This window comes from Stutzerimonas sp. (assembly GCF_982611455.1).
The window spans coordinates 31,668-51,987 of the sequence record NZ_CEXBBO010000015.1 but is presented as its reverse complement, the minus strand read 5'-3'; the positions used below and the strand labels follow the sequence as shown (position 1 = coordinate 51,987).

18 protein-coding genes are annotated in these 20,320 nt (G+C 61.7%); 14 read left to right on the top strand and 4 right to left on the bottom strand.

Going from position 1 to position 20,320, the window contains the following annotated elements:
• Positions 1-216 precede the first annotated feature (216 nt).
• The gene (locus AC2LD7_RS11170) at positions 217-1,608 is read right to left on the bottom strand and encodes a class II fumarate hydratase (protein WP_484597803.1); all 1,392 of its coding nucleotides are present in this window, start codon (positions 1,606-1,608) and stop codon (positions 217-219) included.
• Positions 1,609-1,813: 205 nt separating this feature from the next.
• On the opposite strand from AC2LD7_RS11170, the gene AC2LD7_RS11165 reads away from it, so the two are divergent.
• The 7 genes from AC2LD7_RS11165 (at position 1,814) to AC2LD7_RS11135 (ending at position 9,749) form a co-directional block, all read left to right on the top strand.
• Complete coding sequence (locus AC2LD7_RS11165; RefSeq protein ID WP_484597851.1) at positions 1,814-2,281, top strand: DUF2059 domain-containing protein; 468 nt, start codon at positions 1,814-1,816, stop codon at positions 2,279-2,281.
• Positions 2,282-2,295: 14 nt separating this feature from the next.
• On the top strand, positions 2,296-2,595 hold the full coding sequence (locus AC2LD7_RS11160) for a BolA family protein (protein ID WP_484597802.1): 300 nt from the start codon (positions 2,296-2,298) through the stop codon (positions 2,593-2,595).
• A 135-nt stretch (positions 2,596-2,730) separates the two neighbouring features.
• Positions 2,731-3,666 (top strand): oxygen-dependent tRNA uridine(34) hydroxylase TrhO, encoded by a 936-nt coding sequence (trhO, locus tag AC2LD7_RS11155; RefSeq protein WP_484597801.1) that lies wholly within the window; start codon positions 2,731-2,733, stop codon positions 3,664-3,666.
• 63 nt (positions 3,667-3,729) lie between these two features.
• Positions 3,730-4,362 carry a DsbA family protein gene (locus tag AC2LD7_RS11150; protein ID WP_484597800.1) on the top strand — a complete coding sequence of 211 codons (633 nt, stop codon included), beginning with the start codon at positions 3,730-3,732 and terminating at the stop codon, positions 4,360-4,362.
• Positions 4,355-6,136 carry an ABC transporter ATP-binding protein gene (locus AC2LD7_RS11145; protein ID WP_484597799.1) on the top strand — a complete coding sequence of 594 codons (1,782 nt, stop codon included), beginning with the start codon at positions 4,355-4,357 and terminating at the stop codon, positions 6,134-6,136. The genes AC2LD7_RS11150 and AC2LD7_RS11145 overlap by 8 nt, the downstream gene beginning before the upstream one ends.
• Positions 6,137-6,295: 159 nt before the next feature.
• Positions 6,296-8,245, top strand: coding sequence for a HAMP domain-containing methyl-accepting chemotaxis protein (locus tag AC2LD7_RS11140; RefSeq protein WP_484597798.1), 1,950 nt, complete (start codon positions 6,296-6,298; stop codon positions 8,243-8,245).
• Between the two features lie 178 nt (positions 8,246-8,423).
• Positions 8,424-9,749, top strand: coding sequence for an APC family permease (locus AC2LD7_RS11135; protein ID WP_484597797.1), 1,326 nt, complete (start codon positions 8,424-8,426; stop codon positions 9,747-9,749).
• Here the strand turns inward: AC2LD7_RS11135 and AC2LD7_RS11130 are convergent.
• Positions 9,736-10,776: a metal-dependent hydrolase gene (locus tag AC2LD7_RS11130; protein ID WP_484597796.1), complete on the bottom strand. Its 1,041-nt coding sequence runs from the start codon at positions 10,774-10,776 to the stop codon at positions 9,736-9,738. The genes AC2LD7_RS11135 and AC2LD7_RS11130 overlap by 14 nt on opposite strands.
• Positions 10,777-10,910: 134 nt before the next feature.
• Between AC2LD7_RS11130 and arfB the strand changes: the two genes are divergently transcribed.
• Positions 10,911-11,324 (top strand): alternative ribosome rescue aminoacyl-tRNA hydrolase ArfB, encoded by a 414-nt coding sequence (gene arfB / locus AC2LD7_RS11125; protein WP_484597795.1) that lies wholly within the window; start codon positions 10,911-10,913, stop codon positions 11,322-11,324.
• A gap of 116 nt (positions 11,325-11,440) precedes the next feature.
• On the opposite strand, the gene AC2LD7_RS11120 is transcribed toward arfB, so the two are convergent.
• Together AC2LD7_RS11120 and AC2LD7_RS11115 are read right to left on the bottom strand one after the other, a co-directional pair.
• Positions 11,441-12,736 (bottom strand): MFS transporter, encoded by a 1,296-nt coding sequence (locus AC2LD7_RS11120; protein ID WP_484597794.1) that lies wholly within the window; start codon positions 12,734-12,736, stop codon positions 11,441-11,443.
• Positions 12,737-13,042: 306 nt separating this feature from the next.
• The gene (locus tag AC2LD7_RS11115; RefSeq protein WP_484597793.1) at positions 13,043-13,933 is read right to left on the bottom strand and encodes a LysR substrate-binding domain-containing protein; all 891 of its coding nucleotides are present in this window, start codon (positions 13,931-13,933) and stop codon (positions 13,043-13,045) included.
• Positions 13,934-14,055: 122 nt separating this feature from the next.
• Between AC2LD7_RS11115 and AC2LD7_RS11110 the strand changes: the two genes are divergently transcribed.
• From AC2LD7_RS11110 to AC2LD7_RS11085, 6 genes are all read left to right on the top strand, one after another.
• Positions 14,056-14,877: an HTD2 family dehydratase gene (locus AC2LD7_RS11110; RefSeq protein WP_484597792.1), complete on the top strand. Its 822-nt coding sequence runs from the start codon at positions 14,056-14,058 to the stop codon at positions 14,875-14,877.
• Between the two features lie 103 nt (positions 14,878-14,980).
• Positions 14,981-16,144, top strand: coding sequence for an acyl-CoA dehydrogenase family protein (locus tag AC2LD7_RS11105; protein WP_484597791.1), 1,164 nt, complete (start codon positions 14,981-14,983; stop codon positions 16,142-16,144).
• A gap of 62 nt (positions 16,145-16,206) precedes the next feature.
• Positions 16,207-16,599, top strand: coding sequence for a VOC family protein (locus AC2LD7_RS11100; RefSeq protein ID WP_484597790.1), 393 nt, complete (start codon positions 16,207-16,209; stop codon positions 16,597-16,599).
• Positions 16,596-17,948 (top strand): MmgE/PrpD family protein, encoded by a 1,353-nt coding sequence (locus AC2LD7_RS11095; protein WP_484597789.1) that lies wholly within the window; start codon positions 16,596-16,598, stop codon positions 17,946-17,948. The genes AC2LD7_RS11100 and AC2LD7_RS11095 overlap by 4 nt, the downstream gene beginning before the upstream one ends.
• Before the next feature lie 206 nt (positions 17,949-18,154).
• Positions 18,155-19,360 (top strand): CaiB/BaiF CoA transferase family protein, encoded by a 1,206-nt coding sequence (locus AC2LD7_RS11090; RefSeq protein ID WP_484597788.1) that lies wholly within the window; start codon positions 18,155-18,157, stop codon positions 19,358-19,360.
• A gap of 120 nt (positions 19,361-19,480) precedes the next feature.
• Entirely contained in the window at positions 19,481-20,308 is an 828-nt protein-coding gene (locus tag AC2LD7_RS11085) for an HpcH/HpaI aldolase/citrate lyase family protein (RefSeq protein WP_484597787.1), read from the top strand.
• Positions 20,309-20,320: the final 12 nt, after the last annotated feature.

Here is a 20,320-nt window from a genome sequence, read left to right as displayed (position 1 = left end):
CCTGGTGGGCTGAAGCCCACCCTACAAATGCAAACGCAGTTTCGTTGTACTGGGCAGTGCCCCGTTTCATCCTCGACCGCGTAGCGGCGGCTGGACTTCGGCACGGTTTTCGGTCGCACCCACTGAGCGAACTCCTCGTCGGTAAGGTAGTCGAGCTCCGGTTTCGTAGGGTGGGCTTCAGCCCACCACCATACAAACGGTGGGCGTCGCCCCAGCTCAGCCACGGCTGGACTCCAGCATGCTTTCCGGCCGTACCCACTGATCGAACTCTTCATCGGTGAGGTAGCCTAGCTCCAGCGCCGCTTCGCGCAAGGTGCGGCCTTCGGCGTAAGCCTTCTTGGCGATTTCCGCCGCCTTGTCATAGCCGATATGCGGGTTGAGCGCGGTCACCAGCATCAGGCCGCGCTCAAGATGCTCGGCCATGCGCGCAGCGTCTGGCTCCATGCCGACGATGCAGTGCGTATTGAAGTTACGGCAACCATCGGACAGCAGGCGGATCGATTGCAACATGTTGTGCACGATCACCGGTTTGAACACGTTGAGCTGCAGGTGGCCTTGGCTGGCGGCGAAGCCGACCGTCACGTCGTTACCCATCACCTGACAGGCGAGCATCGACAGCGCCTCGCATTGGGTCGGATTGACCTTGCCCGGCATGATCGAGCTGCCTGGCTCGTTGGCCGGCAGACGCACCTCGGCGAAGCCACCGCGCGGCCCCGAGCCCAATAGACGCAGATCATTGGCGATTTTCATCAGCGCCGTGGCCAAGGTTTTCAGCGCGCCGGAGAGGGCGACCAGCGGTTCATGCCCGGACAGCGCGGCGAACTTGTTTGGCGCCGAGACGAAGGGCAGGCCGGACAGTGCGGCGAGCTCGGCGGCAATCGCTTCGGCAAAACCGTGCGGCGCGTTGAGGCCGGTGCCCACCGCGGTGCCGCCCTGTGCCAGTTCGAAGACTGCAGGCAGGGCATGACGGATCGCCTGTTCGGCAATGTCGAGCTGGGCGACGAACGCCGACAGCTCCTGACCGAACGTCACCGGCGTGGCGTCCATCATGTGGGTTCGACCGGTCTTGACCAACTGGCCGTGCCGCGCGGCTTGCTCGGCGATACCGCCAGAAAGCTCGGCAATGGCCGGGAGCAGGTCGTCGTGGATCGCCCGCGCGATGGCGATGTGCATGGCCGTCGGAAAGCAGTCGTTGGAACTCTGAGCACGGTTGACGTGATCGTTAGGGTGCACCGGGTTCTTGCCGCCGCGAACGCCGCCGGCCAGCTCGTTGGCCCGTCCCGCGATCACTTCGTTGACGTTCATGTTGCTTTGAGTGCCGCTGCCGGTCTGCCAGACCACCAGCGGAAACTGGTCGTCGTGCTGCCCATGAAGGATCTCGTCAGCGGCTTGTTCGATCAGACGGGCAATATCCGGCGGCAGATCGCCGATGCGGTCGTTGACTCGAGCGGCGGCTTTCTTGATCAGTGCCAGCGCGTGGCAAACGGCGAGCGGCATGCGTTGATCGCCTATGGCGAAGTTGCTCAGCGAGCGCTGGGTCTGCGCGCCCCAGTAGGCCTGCTCTGGTACCTCCACTGGGCCCAGGCTGTCGGTTTCGGTGCGTGTCATGCCGTGCTCCATCGATGAGGTCTTCCTGTTAGGTCGTCAGCTGACGACACTGGTTCAATCTGCCGGCCTGTGGTTCCTTGAGGGATTGGAACTCCGCGCGCAGAATGTGTCCATTGAGGCTCATCTATCGTTCGGCAAGGAATTTCACATGCACTCTCTCGATATATATGGGCTTCGTACATTAGGCCTTTGTAGCGCTTTGTCGATGGCGCTGCTCAGTGGCCAGGCCAGCGCCGACAGCGCCAGCCATGCGACTCAGGCTGAACGCTTCCTTGAGTTGGTCAACGCTGACCGCTTGGCCGTGCCGGTGTATGCCCAGGTGCAGCAGATGTTTGCCGAGCGCTTCGCGCAGACCCAGGCGCCGGAGAGCAAGCGGGCGCTGCTGGAAAGCTACCAATCGAAGGCCGATGCCGCGCTCGATAAGGCGATTGGCTGGGAAAAGGTCAAGCCCGATCTGGTCGCGCTATACACCGAAGAATTCACCGAGCAGGAGCTCGGTCAATTGAATGAGTTCTACGAGTCTGAGTTGGGCAAGAAGATGCTCACCAAGTTGCCGAAACTCAACGCCCGCTCGGCACAGGTAACCCAGGCCAAGCTGGAAAGCGCCGTGCCGCAAGTGAACAAATTACTGGCCGACATGACGGCCGAACTCGATACCCAGAAGAAGCCCTGACGGAGCCCACTGGCATGACCAAGTTATTCGAGATTGAAAACGCGCTGCAGGCGACCCTGCAACCTGTGCATCTGCAAGTGCTGGATGAAAGCCATATGCACAGCCGCGGTCAGGAAACTCACTACAAGGCCGTCGTTGTTAGCGAGCAGTTTGCCGGACTGAACGCGGTCAAACGCCATCAGAAGGTTTATGCCGCAATGGGCGAACTGATGCAGCAGGTGCATGCGCTCGCGGTGCATACCTACACGCCGGAAGAATGGGTTCAGCAAGGCACCGCGCCGGCGTCCCCGGTCTGCGCCGGTGGGCATAAATAATCACCGACCCGGTGGCTTGAAGCCTGTTGCTGTTTTATTGATAGAATGCGCGCCGCGCCGGCTCACGCCGGCGTTGTCGTTTTTGCATTCCCGGTCCGCTCTTTACGTGAGCGACCACTGGAGGAATTTCCCCACATGACCCAGAACATCGTCGTCGCGGCGCTGTACAAGTTCGTCTCGCTGCCGGACTACGTCGCGTTGCGCGAGCCCCTGCTCGAAACTCTTAACGCCAATGGCATCAAAGGGACGCTCTTGCTTGCCGAAGAAGGCATCAACGGCACCGTGTCTGGCAGCCGCGAAGGTATAGATGCTTTGCTCGCCTGGTTTGGCACCGATTCGCGGCTGGTCGATATCGACCACAAGGAGTCGTATTGCGAGGAGCAGCCGTTCTACCGCACCAAGGTCAAGCTGAAGAAGGAAATCGTCACCCTTGGTGTGTCCGGCGTCGATCCCAATCAGCGGGTCGGTACCTATGTCGAACCGCAGGACTGGAATGCCCTGATCGATGACCCCGAGGTGCTGCTGATCGACACCCGTAACGATTACGAGGTGGCCATCGGCACCTTCGAAGGTGCGATCGACCCGCAAACAAAGTCGTTCCGCGAGTTTCCCGACTACATCAAGGCGCACTACGACCCGGCCAAGCACAAGAAGGTCGCGATGTTCTGCACGGGCGGCATTCGCTGCGAAAAGGCCTCCAGCTATATGCTCGGCGAAGGGTTCGAGGAGGTCTATCACCTCAAGGGCGGCATTCTCAAATACCTTGAAGAAGTGCCGCAGGACGAGACGCGCTGGCGCGGGGACTGCTTCGTCTTCGACAACCGTGTGACCGTGCGCCATGACCTCAGTGAGGGCGACTTCGATCAGTGTCACGCCTGTCGCACGCCGATCTCGCTGGAGGATCGCCAATCGGAGCACTACGCTCCAGGTATCAGTTGCCCGCATTGCTGGAACACTCTCAGCGAGAAGACTCGCCACAGTGCGCGTGAACGGCAGAAGCAGATCGAACTGGCGCTCAAGCGCAACCAGCCGCACCCGATCGGTCACAACTACCGCAAGCAGGGCGCTTAGCAGAACCCGTTTGCGAAATCACGGTGCGCAGTGTGCGCTCCACCCGATAGAACCGGAGCCCCGATGAGCACTCGACTGATCTACGTGATGGACCCGATGTGCTCCTGGTGCTGGGGCTTCGCTCCGGTGGTGCAGTCGCTGGTTGCCCAGGCACAGGAGCAGGGCGTCGGCGCCGATCTCGTCGTCGGCGGCCTGCGCCAGGAGCGAACCGCGATGGATCAGGCCGGCCGGGAGCGCACCGCGTCGTACTGGCGCGCAGTGCATGAAGCGAGTGGGCAGCCATTCAATTTCGATGCGGGATTGCCGGAAGGCCTGGTCTACGACACTGAGCCTGCCTGCCGAGCGCTTGTGGCGGCGCGCAGTCTCGATGCGAAATTGGCGTGGTCGCTGGCTGGGCTGATCCAGCGCGCGTTCTATGTCGAGAGCCGCAACGTTACGCTGCCGCCGGAGTTGGTCGATTTGGCCGAAGCGGCAGGCATTCCACGTATCGAATTTTCCGACCGTTTCGATTCCCAGGCGGTGCGCGACGCCACCGTGGCCGATTTCGACTGGGCGCGCAATCTGGGCATTGCAGGCTTCCCCACCTTGCTCGCCGAGCACAACGGTCAGCTGGCGCTGGTGACCAACGGCTTCCAGCCGCTCGACGTGCTGTCGCCCTTGCTGGCGCGTTGGCTGGACCACAATGCCCATGCCTGATCAGCTCAGCTGGGCGGAGATCCGCCGTCTCGCGCTGCATCACCGCAAGGCGCTGATTCTCGCCAACCTAGTCGCAGTGTTGGCAACCCTGTGCAGCGTGCCGATTCCCTTGTTGCTCCCGCTGCTGGTCGACGAGGTGTTGCTGGGGCAGGGCGATGCGGCGCTGCAAATAATGGACAAGTTCCTGCCGACGGACTGGCAGTCGGCGATTGGCTATATCGGGCTGATGCTCTGCGCGACGCTCCTGCTGCGGGCCTCAGCGCTGATTTTCAACGTCTTGCAGGCGCGGCTGTTCGCTCGGCTCTCGAAGGATCTGGTCTATCGCATTCGTATAAGGCTGATCGAGCGGCTCAAGCGCATCGCCCTCAGCGAATACGAAAGCCTCGGCGGCGGCACGGTCGCCGCGCACCTGGTCACCGATCTGGAAACCATCGATAAGTTCATCGGCGACACGCTCAGTCGTCTCCTGGTTGCACTGCTTTCAATCGCCGGCACGGCAGCGATTCTGGTCTGGATGCATTGGCAGCTGGCACTGCTGATTCTGTTGTTCAACCCATTGGTGATTTACGCCACGGTGCAGCTGGGCAAGCGCGTCAAACACCTGAAGAAACTGGAGAACGACAGTACTTCGCTGTTTACCCAGGCACTGACCGAGACGCTGGATGCGATCCAGGAAGTGCGCGCCGGCAACCGCCAGGGGTTCTTTCTGGGACGCCTCGGCCTGCGCGCCCGCGAAGTACGCGATTACGCCGTGGCCTCGCAGTGGAAGACCGATGCCTCCAACCGCGCCAGCGGCCTGCTGTTCCAGTTCGGCATCGACATTTTTCGCGCCGCGGCGATGCTCACGGTGCTGTTCTCCGATTTGTCGATCGGTCAGATGCTCGCGGTGTTCAGCTACCTGTGGTTCATGATCGGGCCGGTGGAACAGCTACTGAATCTGCAATACGCCTTTTATGCTGCCGGAGGGGCGCTCAGCCGCATCAATCAATTGTTGGCGCGTGCCGACGAGCCGCAGTATGCCGGCGGCAACGACCCGTTCGCGGGACGGGACACGGTGGATATCGACGTTCGCGGGCTGCGATTCTCCTATCAGGATGAACCCGTATTGGAAGGTCTGGATCTGTCGATCGCGGCGGGCGAAAAAGTGGCCATCGTTGGTGCCAGCGGTGGCGGCAAGAGCACCTTGGTCCAGTTGCTGCTGGGCCTCTACCAACCGCAGGCGGGCCAGATCCGTTTCGCCGGCGTGGCGCTGGAAGAGATCGGCCTGGGCACCGTACGCGACAATGTTGCTGTAGTACTGCAACATCCCGCATTGTTCAACGACACGGTACGCGCCAATTTGCTGATGGGACGCGAGCGTGATGATCAGGCCTGCTGGCACGCACTGGAAATCGCGCAGTTGGCGGAGACGATCCGCCAATTGCCCCAGGGGCTGGACAGCGTTGTCGGGCGCTCTGGCGTACGCCTATCGGGTGGTCAGCGACAACGCTTGGCGGTGGCGCGAATGGTGCTGGCCGAGCCCAAGGTGGTGATTCTCGATGAGGCGACATCCGCCCTGGATGCCGCCACCGAATATGCGCTGCATCAGGGTTTGAACCGTTTCCTTCAGGGCCGCACGACGCTGATTATCGCCCACCGACTTTCGGCCGTTAAGCAGGCCGACCGGGTGTTGGTGTTCGACGATGGACGCATCGCCGAACAAGGTGAACATCAGCAACTGATCGCCGACGGTGGGCTCTACGCCAAGCTTTACGGGCATTTACAGCAGCATTGAATCGAGGTTTTCGTTCTCGATGTGCGCCCTGTCCAGCTCCACAGACTGATTGCTGGCAATCGGCTATTAGGCCCTGATTAAATCATCTGCTTTTCGCACTCAACTTTGGTCGCGATCTGCCGACTTCATAGTGTGCTAACTTTTTTTAGGAATTCCCTGATGCAGTCTGTCGATATCTTCGCCAACCTTTCCGTGGGTAAGAAGCTGCTGCTCGGCTTTGCCATGGTGCTGTTGCTGACCCTGGGAGTCGCCGGAACCGGCTTCTACGCCGTGGATTCGATCGTGACCCGCTCGTATCAGACGAATCAGCTATCCGCCATCAACGCCGCGATTCTCAATGCGCGCGGTCAGGAACGCGATTACGCCCTGACCCGCAGCGAGACTTCTGCATCGGCATTGCGCGGGACCCTCGACGAGCTCAATAAGAAGCTGGACGAGCTCGCTGAAAACTCTTCCGCCGAAGAACAGGCGGCGCTGCAGCAGATTCGCAGCGATGCAGCAGATTACGCCCGACAGTTCGCCGACTATGGCGTGCTGATCGGCAAGGGAGTGGAATTGCGCAAGCGCATGGCTGATGCCGCGCAGGCAAGTCGCGAAGAATTCGAGTACATCGAACTGGATATGTACGACGCGGTACGGGTGTTGCGGCTGGAAGGCGACCATCTCAAGGGCAGCGATCCGCTGACGATCGCAGAAGCCGCGTCCGGCCTGACCAAGCGCATTCTCGATCTGCGCACGTTCGAAAACATTTTCCTCGGTAGCAACACTCAAGAAGCCGTAGACAGTTGGAACGACGTCTATGGCGATGTAACCACCATCGGCAACAGCCTGAAGACTTGGCTCAACGACGAGCAAAAAGCCACGATGGACGGCGCGCTCTCTGCTCTTGCTAACTATGAGCAGGCGTTTGCCGAGTTCCGTCGCAACCGCACTGAACGGATCGCATTGGAACAGGCGATGGTCGCCCAGGCACAGCGAATCCTCGACACCGCCGACCAGGCCCTGACCGCTGCCAACGAAGCGATGCAAGGTCAGCGCAGCAATGCGTACTTGCTGCTCGCTGTCATTACCGCCCTGGCTATCGTCATTGGTCTGGCGGCGGCCACTGCGATCTCCCGCATGATCGTCATTCCCCTGCGCTACACCGTGCAACTGGCGCAGCGGGTTGCCGAAGGCGATCTGACTCAGTCGCAAAAGGCCACCCGGCGTGATGAACTGGGACAGTTGCAACAAGCCATGTGCGAGATGACCCAGAGCCTGCGTACCTTGATTGGTCGCATCGGCGGCGGCGTCGGGCAAATCGCCACGGCGGCCGAGCAGCTGTCGGCGATCACCGCGCAGACCAGCGCCGGTGTGCAGAAGCAGCGTGAAGAGACCGACCAGGTCGCCACTGCGATGCATGAAATGGCCGCAACGGTGCAGGAGGTTGCGCAGAACGCCGAACAGGCATCGCTCGCCGCTCGTCAGGCCGACCAGCAGGCCCGTCAAGGCGACCAAGTCGTCAAGGAAGCCATCGGCCAGATCGACAGTTTGTCCGGTGAAATGGAACACTCGGCCCATGCCATCGAAGAGCTGAACACCGAGAGCGGCCGCATTGGCAGTGTCCTCGAAGTGATTCGTGCGGTGGCCGAGCAGACCAACCTGCTCGCACTCAACGCCGCGATCGAAGCCGCCCGTGCCGGCGAACAGGGCCGCGGCTTTGCCGTGGTGGCCGACGAGGTCCGTGCGCTGGCCCGTCGTACTCACGATTCCACCGAAGAAATCGAAGGTCTGATCAGCAATCTGCAGCGAGTGGCGCAGAAGGCAGTGGAGCAAATGCAAACCAGCCGCGATCTGACTCAGCGCACTGTCGATCTGGCCAGCGAAGCAGGTACCGCGCTTGGCCGTATCACCGAGTCAGTGTCCACCATCGAGCAGATGAACCAGCAGATCGCTGCGGCTGCGGAGGAGCAGAGCGCAGTGGCGGAAAACATTTCCGAGAGCGTGACCCGCGTGCGTGACATCGGCGAACAAAGCGCCAGCGGCAGCGAGCAGACCGCCGGTGCGAGTGCCGAGCTGGCACGTCTTGGTGTCGAGCTGCAGGGACTGGTCGCCCGCTTCCGCACCTGATCGTTGCTTGTGAATCAAAAGCCCTGGCCAGCGCCGGGGCTTTTGCGTTTTAAAGGCTGAACTCCCTCCGGCTGGGCCAATCTAGAACAGGAATGCGGCTGTCGCCGTGCGCTTGGGAGTTTCACCTATTGCATCCGCTGATCGCAGCCCCTGTCGTTGGCCCAGGGGAGGGTTGCCCATGAAAACCACGGCGTTCGTTGCTGGGGAGTCCCGTCTTCGGCGGGCAATCACAGGGCCCGCATTATTTCTCTTCATTCTTGGCGATGTGCTGGGCGCTGGCGTCTACGCCCTGGTGGGCAAGATGGCCGGTGAGGCAGGGGGCGCAGTTTGGGTGCCGCTGTTGATCGCCTTGGGTTTCGCCATGCTTACGGCAGCGTCCTATGCGGAATTGGTCACCAAATATCCCAAGGCGGGCGGTGCGGCAGTGTTTGCCGAGCGGGCATTCGGCATGCCGCTGGTGTCGTTTCTGGTCGGTTTTTGCATGCTTGCAGCGGGCGTAACCAGCGCGGCTGGATTGTCGTTGGCATTCGCCGGCGATTATCTTGGCGCTTTCCTCGACACACCGGCGGTGCCGACAGCATTGGTGTTTCTGGCAGTAATCGCTCTGCTCAACGCGCGAGGCATCAAGGAGTCGCTGGGCGCCAATGCGGTGATGACCGTGATCGAAGTGTCCGGTCTGTTGCTTGTAGTGGTACTGGCCGCGCGGTTCGTCATGGATGGCAACGGTGAGCCGTCGCGAGTAATGCAATTCACACCGGGCGTCTCTCCTGCCATTGCGGTGCTCGGCGCGGCGTTGATCGCCTTCTATTCATTCGTTGGCTTCGAGGTGTCGGCCAATGTGGCTGAAGAGGTCAAGAACGTCCGGCGCAATTATCCGCGCGCCTTATTCGGCGCTTTGCTGGTGGCAGGATTGGTCTACGTGGGCGTAGGAATCGCCGCTACCGCGGTGTTATCACCGGACCTGTTGACGCAATCCTCGGCACCGCTACTGGACGTCGTGCGCGCTACCGGTTACGCAGTTCCCGACTGGTTGTTCGCTGCCGTGGCGCTGGTTGCCGTGGCTAACGGCGCGCTCCTGACGATGATCATGTCCAGCCGTCTTGCCTACGGCATGGCAGACGAGGGCTTGTTGCCCTCGACCCTGACGCGGGTCTTGCCGGAGCGGCGTACGCCCTGGCTGGCGATCCTGATCACCACGCTGCTGGCGATGATTCTCACTGTCACGGGAACCTTGACCGCGCTCGCCGAAACGGTGGTGCTGTTGCTGCTCTTCGTGTTCATGAGCACCAACGTCGCGGTGCTGGTGCTGCGTAAGGATCGGGTCGCCGAACCGCATTTCCGCACGCCGACGATTCTGCCAGTGCTGGCAATCGGGTCCTGTCTGCTGCTGCTCTCCCAGCAGAGCGGCGGTACCTGGCTGCGTGCCGGCCTGCTGATGGCATTGGGCGCGGTTCTGTACGCACTAGGCCGCTGGCAGAAACGCCGAGGGCCTAGCGTCCATTGAGATCGGCCGCCCACTCGGCCAGCGGCAAGTCGGGTTGCTGCTGCCAGATGCGCTGCCAGATCAATTTCAAGCGGCCCAGATCGCCGCGTTCGGCGGGCATCCGCTCGACATAAGGGATCATTCGCCAGCCATCCCCGTTGCGCTCGGCCAAGGCAAAACGAAAGGGGTGAAACCCGGTCATGCCAAGCCGCAGGTCAGTGACCAGAATCTGACCATTGATCTCGTCGTAGCGCAGTACATCGCCGGTGAACCACCGCAGGCGGGCATGCTGCGGTGAGTCGGCGAGAATCGCAGCGAGTCGCTCGCCACGCGGGATGCGCACCAGTCGGGGTGGCGTATCGTCGAACCAGCTCACCAGCGCTTCGTAGTAAACGTCGCCGTCCACCAGAATCACCCGCCACAGCAGACTGTTGAAGGGCGTCGGTGTGCTGAACATGCGGGCACGCTCGATACCGCTGTTGGCCATGGCATCTTCTACCCGTTTCTCGGCCATCTGTTTACCCGTCAGGGTGAAGCCCAGGTACAGCGACGACACTACCAACGCAACGGTGGACCAGCGGGCGCTGCGCCCCTGCAGGCCGAAGATTGCTCCAGCCAGCACCGCCAGCAGCAGCGGCACGCTGTATAGCGGATCGATGATGAAGACGCTGGACCAGGCCACGGGTGGCGTCGTCAGCGGCCAGAACAGCTGAGTGCCATAACTGGTGAAGGCGTCCAGCACCACGTGCGTCACCAGCACCAGCCAGATCGTGAGAAACAGCCGCATACCGGTGTAATTCGGATCCGGCCGTATTCGCCTCGCCAGCCATGCCAGCGCAACGGCAAGCACGCTGAGAACGAACAGCGAGTGACTGAAGCCCCGGTGATAAGTCATGTCCGCGACTGCGTCGCCGTAGTCGATCACCACGTCGAGGTCGGGCAGGGTGCCAAGCACCGCGCCATACAACAGCGCCTTGCGGCCCTGCCAACGGCCGAGCAGGGAGGCTTGAACAGTGGCGCCGAGAAGGGCCTGGGTTATCGAGTCCATGAGTACGTCCGTTGCCGCGGGCTGGCTACCTTAGCCGAAGCGTTGGGCAGCGATGCGTCGAAATTCATATAAAACGTGTCCGGGCCGCCCAGGTCATAGACAATGCCGCACCCATGAAATTGAAGAAGGTTTCGATGCTCGACATATCCAACAGCGTGCAGCTGCCGGACGGCGAAATCGAGCTGAGCGCCATCCGCGCCCAGGGTGCCGGCGGGCAGAACGTCAACAAAGTGTCCAGTGCGCTGCATCTGCGTTTCGATATCAATGCCTCCTCCTTGCCGCTTTTCTACAAGGAGCGCTTGCTGGCGTTACGCGACAGTCGCATTACCAGCGACGGCGTCATCGTCATCAAAGCGCAGCAGTACCGCACCCAGGAGCAGAACCGTGCCGATGCGCTCGAGCGTCTGACCGAACTGATTCGCAGCGTGACGAAAGTCGAAAAGGCGCGGCGCCCGACCCGGCCAACGTTGGGTTCGAAAAAGCGTCGCCTGGAAGGCAAAAGTAAGCGCGGCGCGATCAAGGCAGGGCGCGGCAAGGTGGATTTCTAGACGTTTGGGTCATAAGGAGCGGGACGCTCGCCGTCCTGCGGTTGATCTGTACGACCGTTTTAAGCGGCCGCGCTGGAGCAAGTGTGATCTCAGCAGATGGACTGCACATCACTCGCTCAGTGCGTTCCCGTGCGCTGCTCGACGATGTCCTCGTCGAGCGTTTCGTCGACAATTTCTGATTCGGTTGTATCGCCTTCCGGCGTATCGGGCATTAGCTCCAGCACGGTATGGCTGGTGCGCAGCATCGGCGTGAAGTGGCCGTGGGGCTCGGTAACCAGATCGAATACCCGACGAGAGCGGAAGTAGGAATAAATGGCCAGAAACGCCAACGTAACGGCGAAGAAAACCGGCAGGGCCTTGGGCCCGAAAAAGCTCATCAGGCCGCCAGCGACCACCGGGCCGAAGGCGGCGCCGAAGCCGTTGGCCAGTAGCAATCCGCTGGAGCCGGAAAGGATTTCGTCCGGGTGCAACTGATCGACCATCTGCGCCACGGCGATCGAGTAGATCGAAAAGGCCAGCCCACCCCATAGAAACATCATTCCCAACAGCAATGGGCCGGACGTCAACGGTGTAATCAGGCCGCCAAGCACCGCGGCGATCGCGACGACCCAGAGCATTACCAGGCGACGGTCATGTTTGTCGGAAAATAGCCCGATCGGCCATTGCAAAACGGCACCGCCCAGAATGGTGATACTCATCAGCAGACCCACGCCAGACGCATCGAAGCCACTCTGCGACGCGTAGACCGGCGCCAATCCCCAGAAACCGCCCAGCGTCAGGCCCGAGACGCCAGCCGCCATCAAGGGTAGCGGCGCGATTCGAGCCAGTTGCAGCAGGTCGGTGGCCGGCATGTCCGGCTGCGCCGGCTGTGCCTGGCGGGTGAGGGTGATGGGCATCAGTGCGGCGCAAATGAGGATGGCAGCGAGCGCGAAGAGCGTGAAGTTCATCGGGCTGTCCAGGCTCAACAATTGCTGCGCCGCGGCCAGCGCGCCGAGGTTGACCGCCATATACAGTGCGAAGACCTGGCCGCGTTTTTCACCGCTGACCTGGGCGTTGAGCCAGCTCTCGATGACCATGTACAGCGTCACTAGGGCAACGCCATAGAGCACTCGCAATACCAACCAGACCCAAGGGTTGACGATGATCACATGCAGCAGCACCGCGACTGCGGCGAGGGCGGCATAGAAGGCAAAGGTACGGATGTGACCAATGCGCCGGATGAGCGACGGAGCGAGCCAGGTGCCGACGAGAAAACCAGCGAAATAGCCCGACATCAGCAGGCCGATCAGTCCGGTGGAGTAGCCCTCCGCGATGCCGCGGAGCGTTAGCAGGGTGTTCAACAGGCCGTGGCCGAGCAGTAGTAATGCAACTCCTCCCAGCAGCGAGCTGATGGGGGCTAGTAAGGACGTCATGGCAAACAACCCTAAGCAAATAAGTCTGGGGTGGCGAGCTGCCCTGCCAGGGTTGGCTCGCCGTTAAAGCATGCAAGTAACTGATTATCTTCAGCTATTTTTGATCGTTGCGCTCAGCGCATGCAGCTTGGGCAGCATTTTCCGCCGAGGATTCAAAACGCCGGACAATTTCCAGCGAAGCGTCCGGACGGCTGCATGGACCATCTGTGCTGCATTCAGACTGGCGATTCCGAGGGGCCAAAAAGTCATGTTCTACCGGCATGGCCGATGACGTCGCCGCTTATGCGTTCAGCTTGGCTCAAGCTTTCAAGTTTGTCCCGGCATAAGCGTTGCGATCAATGCCCTGACGCTGCCGGGCAGCGCGTTCAGCTCGCGGACCAGAATGCTGCGTTCGCGCACGGCCCAAGGCTCGTCCAGCTCGACCATGGCCAGACGCATGGTGCGGCTATGCCGGCGGGCGGCGGATTCGGGAATGATGCCGATACCGACATCGGCCTCGATCATCCGGCACACGGCTTCGAAGCTCGATAGCTGGATGCGCAGGGAAAGATTGCCGCCGAGTTTCTCCACCTGATCACGCAGAAAGGTCAACAGCGTGCTGCCTTCGTGCAGACCGATATGTTGGTAGTTCAGCGTCTGGCGCAGCGTCACCCGTTTTTCCACGGCCAGCGGATGGCCGACTGGCACCGCCAGCAATAGGCGATCAGTGCTGAAATGGAGGACTTGGAGTCCTTCGGCCTGCACCGGCCCGGCGATGATGCCCATGTCCGTGCTGCCGTCCAGCACGCCGCGAACGATGTCGCGGCTCAGGCGCTCCTGCAGGTCGACCGTTACACCAGGGCGCTTTGCGAGAAAGCCTGCCAGCACTTCGGGAAGAAACTCGGTCACCGCCGTGGTGTTGGCGAAGATGCGGATATGCCCGGTCGAATCGGTACCGTATTCAGTGAACTCGCTTTTCAGGTAGTCCACTTGGCGCATGATCAGCCGCGCGTGTTGCAGCAGCTTGTGCCCAGCTGGCGTCAGTTCTACGCCACGGCTGTCGCGGTATAGCAGGCGGCTGTCCAGCTGCGTTTCCAGCGCCTTGATTCGTGCGCTCGCGGATGCCGGAGACAAGTGCGCACGGCGTGCGCCCTGGGTCAGGCTAGGGGATTCGGCGATATGAATAAACAAGCGCAGATCGGGCAAATCGAAATGCATGGTAGGAACTCGGCAATAAGTTAGCGTTCAGAATATCCGAACACTGGTGTAGGTAAATACAAATTCTCAGAACGCTTACATCGTTGCATGCTGTGGCGAAACAAGACAGCCGGAAGCCCGCCATGACCGACATATCTGCCTGGATAGGCCGCACCGAAGAAGTTCACGATCAGCTCAGCCGCAATTTGCTGATGCGCATCGCCGCAACGCTGGGCGAGGCGACCCCGGCCCATGGCGAGGCACTGCCGCCGCTGTGGCAGTGGTGCTTCTTCCAGGAGCCGATCGCTGAAAGCGGTCTTGGTGAAGATGGCCACCCGGCCCGCGGCGGCTTCCTGCCGCCGGCCGACAATCGCAATCGCATGTGGGCCGGTGGACGCGTCGAATTTTTTGAGCCGCTCACCGCAGGTGCCGACGCGACGCGTGTATCGACCATCAAGCACATCGAGGAAAAGCACGGCCGCACTGGCGCGCTGCTGTTCGTTACCGTGCAGCACGATTATTTACAGGACGGCCGCCTGGCCATTCGCGAAGAGCAGGACATCGTCTATCGCGAGCCCAGCCCGCCGAAAACCAGCAGCGGCGAGCCGATGGCCGCCGGCCATTGGCGCGAGGCGGTGACGCCGACTCCGACGCTGTTGTTCCGCTATTCAGCGGTCACCTTCAATGGCCATCGCATTCACTACGACTGGCCCTACGTCACTGAAACCGAAGGGTATTCCGGGCTAGTGGTACACGGCCCGCTGATCGCCACGCTGAACCTGCGCGCCTTCTGTCGCGGTAATCCCGAGGCGCGGGTCAAGCGCTTCGCCTATCGCGGGCTGCGGCCTCTGATCGCGCCGCAGCCGTTCGAGGTTGGCGGGCGCATCGTCGAACACGGCAAGGCAGCGCTTTGGGCCGGTGATCGAAACGGTCTGGCGCAGAAGGCCGAAGTGGAATTCGAGTAATACCAAGCCTTACGTCGCGAGAGCGAACTTGCTTGCCACCCAGGCAAACGTGGTTCGCGAGCCAGCCGCTCTTACAAGCGCATTGAATCCGAGGAACCGAAAAATGAACCCGAGCAAGATTGAAGAGCTGAATTTCATCCGCGAAGGCGTGCGCGGCCTCTGCGCCGAGTTTCCCGCCGAATACTGGCGCAAGATCGACGAGGAAAAGGGCTTTCCCGAAGCCTTCGTCAAGGCGCTGACCGAAGCCGGCTGGCTGTCGGCGATGATTCCGGAAGAATACGGCGGCTCGGGCCTGGGCCTGGCCGAGGCTTCGGTCATTCTTGAAGAAGTGAACCGCTGCGGCGGTAACTCCGGCACCGTGCACGGGCAGATGTACAACATGTTCACCCTGCTGCGTAACGGCAGCGAGGAGCAGAAGCGCTTCTACCTGCCGAAGCTCGCCAGCGGCGAGCTGCGCCTGCAGTCCATGGGCGTGACCGAGCCGACCACTGGCACCGACACCACCAAGATCAAGACCACCGCAGTGAAGCAGGGCGACAAGTACATCATCAACGGGCAGAAGGTGTGGATTTCGCGCATCCAGCATTCCGATCTGATGATTCTCCTGGCCCGCACCACACCGCTGGCCGAGGTAAAGAAAAAATCCGAGGGCATGTCGATCTTCCTGGTCGATCTGCGCGAAGCCATCGGCAACGGTCTGACCGTGCAGCCGATCGCCAACATGGTCAACCACGAGACCAACGAGCTGTTCTTCGACAACCTTGAAATTCCCGCCAGCAGCCTGATCGGCGCGGAAGGTAAAGGGTTCCGCTACATCCTCGACGGTCTCAACGCCGAGCGCACGCTGATCGCCGCCGAGTGCATTGGTGACGGCCGCTGGTTCATTGAGAAATCCGCCCAGTACGCCCGCGACCGCGTGGTGTTCGGCCGGCCTATCGGGCAAAACCAGGGCGTGCAGTTCCCCATCGCCGAGGCGCATATCGAGATCGAGGCGGCGGACCTGATGCGCTGGCGCGCCTGCGAAGAATACGACAGCGGCCGAAACGCTGGCGCCGCGGCCAACATGGCCAAGTACCTCGCGGCCAAGGCCAGCTGGGAAGCAGCCAATGCCTGTCTGCAAACCCACGGCGGCTTCGGCTTCGCTAACGAATACGACGTCGAGCGCAAGTTCCGTGAGACGCGTCTGTACCAGGTGGCGCCGATTTCGACCAACCTGATTCTGTCGTATGTGGCCGAGCATCTGCTCGAACTGCCGCGATCCTTTTAAAAGGCCAGCGTTTACGTCGCGGTGGGATGAAACGGCCGAAACGCCAACGAAGGAGAGACGCCTTGCAGATCAGCCACCTTGATCATCTCGTCCTGACCGTCGCCGATATCGACGTCACGATCGACTTCTATTGCCGCGTGCTTGGCATGCAGGCGGTGACGTTTGGCGAAGGGCGTAAGGCGCTCGTCTTTGGGCAGCAGAAAATCAACCTGCACCAGGCTGGTCGCGAATTCGAGCCCAAGGCCGAGCGGCCAATGCCGGGTTCGGCGGACCTCTGCTTCATCGTCGCCACGCCTCTGGATGAGGTGATTGCTCACCTCGAAACGCAGGGCGTTGCCATCATCGAGGGGCCGGTGCAACGCACTGGCGCCACCGGAGCGATCCGCTCGGTATACGTGCGTGATCCCGACCTCAATCTAATCGAACTGTCTAACCCGTTGGAGGCCACCTTATGAGTCAGCACACCCAGGCCCTTACAGAATTTCTAGCCGGACTGCGCTATGAGCAGATTCCCGAGCCGGTGCTTGCCCACACCGAAGACCTTTTTCTCGACTGGCTGGGCTCGGCTTTGGCCAGTGCCGGCTCGCATCCGATCCCGCTGTTCGAGCGTTACGCGCAGAAAATGGGGCCGGTCGAAGGCCCGGCGCGTGTCTTCGTCAACCGTACGGGTAGCTCGGCTTATTTCGCCGCGTTGGTGAACGGGGCGAGTTCGCACCTGGTCGAGCAGGATGACCTGCACAACAGCTCCGTACTGCATCCGGCCACGGTGGTTTTTCCGGCCGCGCTGGCGGCAGCGCAGGACCTCGGCAAATCCGGTCGCGAGCTGCTGCTGGCTTCGGTGGCTGGCTACGAGGCGGGCATTCGCATCGGTGAATTCCTCGGCCGTTCGCATTACCGCATCTTTCACACCACGGCGACGGTCGGCACCCTGGCCGCCGCGGTGGCGGTGGGCAAACTGCTCGACTTCAACCAGGCGCAGTTCACCGACTTGCTGGGCAGCGCCGGGACCCAGGCTGCCGGGCTGTGGGAGTTCCTGCGCGACGCCGCTGACTCCAAGCAGTTGCATACCGCCAAGGCCGCCGCCGATGGTCTGCTTGCCGCCTACCTGACGGCGGATGGGCTGAGCGGCGCGAAGAACATCCTCGAAGGCGAGCAGGGCATGGCCGCTGGGATGTCCAGCGATGCCGATCCAAGCAAGCTTTCTGACCGGCTCGGTACGCGCTGGGCGCTGGCGGAAACCTCGTTCAAGTTCCACGCCTCCTGCCGCCATACGCATCCGGCGGCCGATGCGCTGCTCGAGCTGATGCAGCGTGAGGGGCTCAAGGCCAACGACATCGCTAGCGTCACCGCTCGTGTTCACCAAGGCGCCATCGACGTGCTCGGCCGCGTGACGATTCCACAGACCGTGCACCAGGCGAAATTTTCCATGGGCACCGTACTTGGGCTGATTGCCGTACATGGCAAGGCGCAGCTGACTGAATTCCATGGTGTGGCGCTGACGGATCCGAACGTCTCGGCTTTCCGCGACAAGGTATGCATGCAACTCGATCCCGAAGTGGACAGCGCCTATCCAGCGCGCTGGCTCGGCCGGGTCGACGTGAGCACTGTCGATAGTCGCCAACTGAGCGCAGCCATCGACGAGCCCAAGGGCGATCCGGGCAATACGCTGAGCCGCGATGAGCTGGAGGACAAGTTCCGCCGGCTGGTCCAGTTCTCGGGTGCCCGTAGCGGTGACGAAGCGGGCGAGCTGATCGAGAAGGTCTGGCGGTTGCGGGACACCAATGAGCTAAGCGGGTTGGCGTGACCGGCGCATCGCACCGGTGCGATACGAAGCCCGTAGGGTGGGCCGGGCGGCGCTCCGCTTTAGCCCACCGATATTCATGCAGGTGGGCTGAAGCCCACCCTACGGAGCCATAGCCCATCGCGGCCGCATGAATTTCGAATTTGTAGGGTGGGTCGGGCAGCGTTCCGCTTCAACCCACCAAAGGCACACGAGCAGGAAAATCCGCTATGAACGACACAACATCCAAACCCCGTCCGCTCGATGGCATCACCGTGGTCAGCCTCGAACACGCCATTGCCGCGCCCTTCTGCACCCGCCAGTTGGCCGATCTTGGCGCACGAGTGATCAAGATCGAACGGCCTGGTTCCGGTGATTTCGCCCGCGGCTATGACGAGCGAGTCGATGGTCTGGCCTCGCATTTCGTCTGGACCAACCGCTCCAAGGAAAGCCTGACCCTGGATGTAAAACAGGATGCCGCCAGCGAGGTGCTCGATCAGCTGCTGGCCAAGGCGGACGTGCTGGTGCAGAACCTCGCACCGGGCGCGGCGGCGCGCATGGGGCTTTCGTTCGAAACGCTGCATGAACGCTTCCCGCGGCTGATCGTCTGCGATATCTCAGGCTATGGCGAAGGCGGGCCTTATGAGCAGAAGAAGGCCTACGACTTGCTGATTCAAAGCGAGGGCGGCTTTCTTTCGGTTACCGGCGGGCCGGGTGAGACCGAAATGGCCAAGGCCGGCTGCTCCATTGCCGACATCGCCGCCGGCATGTACGCCTACACCGGCGTGCTCTCGGCACTGATGCTGCGGGACAAAACCGGCGAGGGCAGCCGCATCGACGTCTCCATGCTGGAAAGTCTGGTGGAGTGGATGGGCTACCCGCTGTATTACGCGTACGAAGGTGCGCCGCCGCCGCCGCGTGCGGGCGCCGCGCACGCCACCATCTATCCGTACGGTCCGTTTCCCACTGGCGATGGTGGCACCGTGATGCTCGGCCTGCAGAACGAGCGTGAATGGCGGCTGTTCTGCGAGAAGGTGTTGCTTCAGCCAGAGCTGGCCAGCGATGAGCGCTTCTCGGCCAATTTCAAGCGCTCGGAGAACCGCGACGCGTTACGCGCGATCATCGTCGAGACCTTCGCCCAGTTGAGTGCCGAAGAAGTCATCACTCGCCTGGACGCCGCGCCGATCGCCAACGCCCACGTCAATGACATGGCTGGCGTCTGGGCTCATCCGCAGCTCAAGGCACGCCAACGCTGGAGCGAAGTGGACAGCCCATCGGGGCGTCTGCCTGCGTTGCTGCCGCCGGGCCGCAACGCAGCCTTCACGCCGCGCATGGACCCGATACCAGCGCTCGGCCAGCACACCGATATGCTGCTCGCGGAGTTGGGCTACGCATCGGCCGATATCAAACGATTGCACGAGCAGGGCGCGGTGTAAGCCGTTGCGCTACTTTTAGTCATAACAAGATGGACGCGGCTCACTCGAACAGGCCGATGAGATCCAGTTGTGAAGCCGAAACAAAGCGTTATCCGGCTCACCATGAAAAAGAGATAGCTCATGATTCTAGGAATTGTCCGCTCCGCATTGTTCGTTCCGGCTACCCGTCCGGAGCGAATTCCCAAAGCATTGGCAACCGGGGCCGACGCGGTGATCATCGATCTTGAAGATGCCGTCGCCGAAGATCTGAAGCGGGACGCGCGCGCCAACCTCGACGCCTTTCTCGCTGGTGATTCGGCCGCTCGCGTGTTGGTACGCATCAACGCGCCGGGACATGCGGAGCAAGCTGACGATCTCAGAGTGTGCGCTGCGCATCCTGGCGTTATCGGTGTGTTGTTGCCCAAGGTCGAAAGTGCGGCTCAGGTGGCGGTCGCGGCTGCGTGCGGCAAACCGGTGTGGCCGATCATCGAGAGCGCGCGAGGCCTGACTGCGCTGGCCGAAATTGCGGCGGCCAAGGGTGTCGAGCGGCTGTCCTTCGGTGCGCTGGATCTGGGCCTCGATTTAGGCCTGGCCAGTGGCAGCGCGGCGGCGGAGCGCATCCTCGATCAAGCGCGTTATGCACTGTTGCTGCAATCACGACTGGCGAATCTGGCGCCGCCGCTCGACAGCGTATTTCCCGATATCAAGAATCTGCATGGCCTGGCCCAGATGGTTGCCGATGCCCGCGACATGGGCTTCGGCGGGCTGCTGTGCATTCACCCCAGCCAGGTGGCTGTGGTGCATGAAACGTTGATGCCCAGCGCCGATGAACTGGCCTGGGCGGAACGCGTCCTCACTGCCGGAGCTTCCGGCGATGGGGTCTTCGTGGTGGACGGACAGATGGTCGATGCCCCAGTGCTCGGCCGTGCTCGTCACCTGCTGCAACGTGCCGGGCAAGCGGTTCCCTGAATCACTGCCATC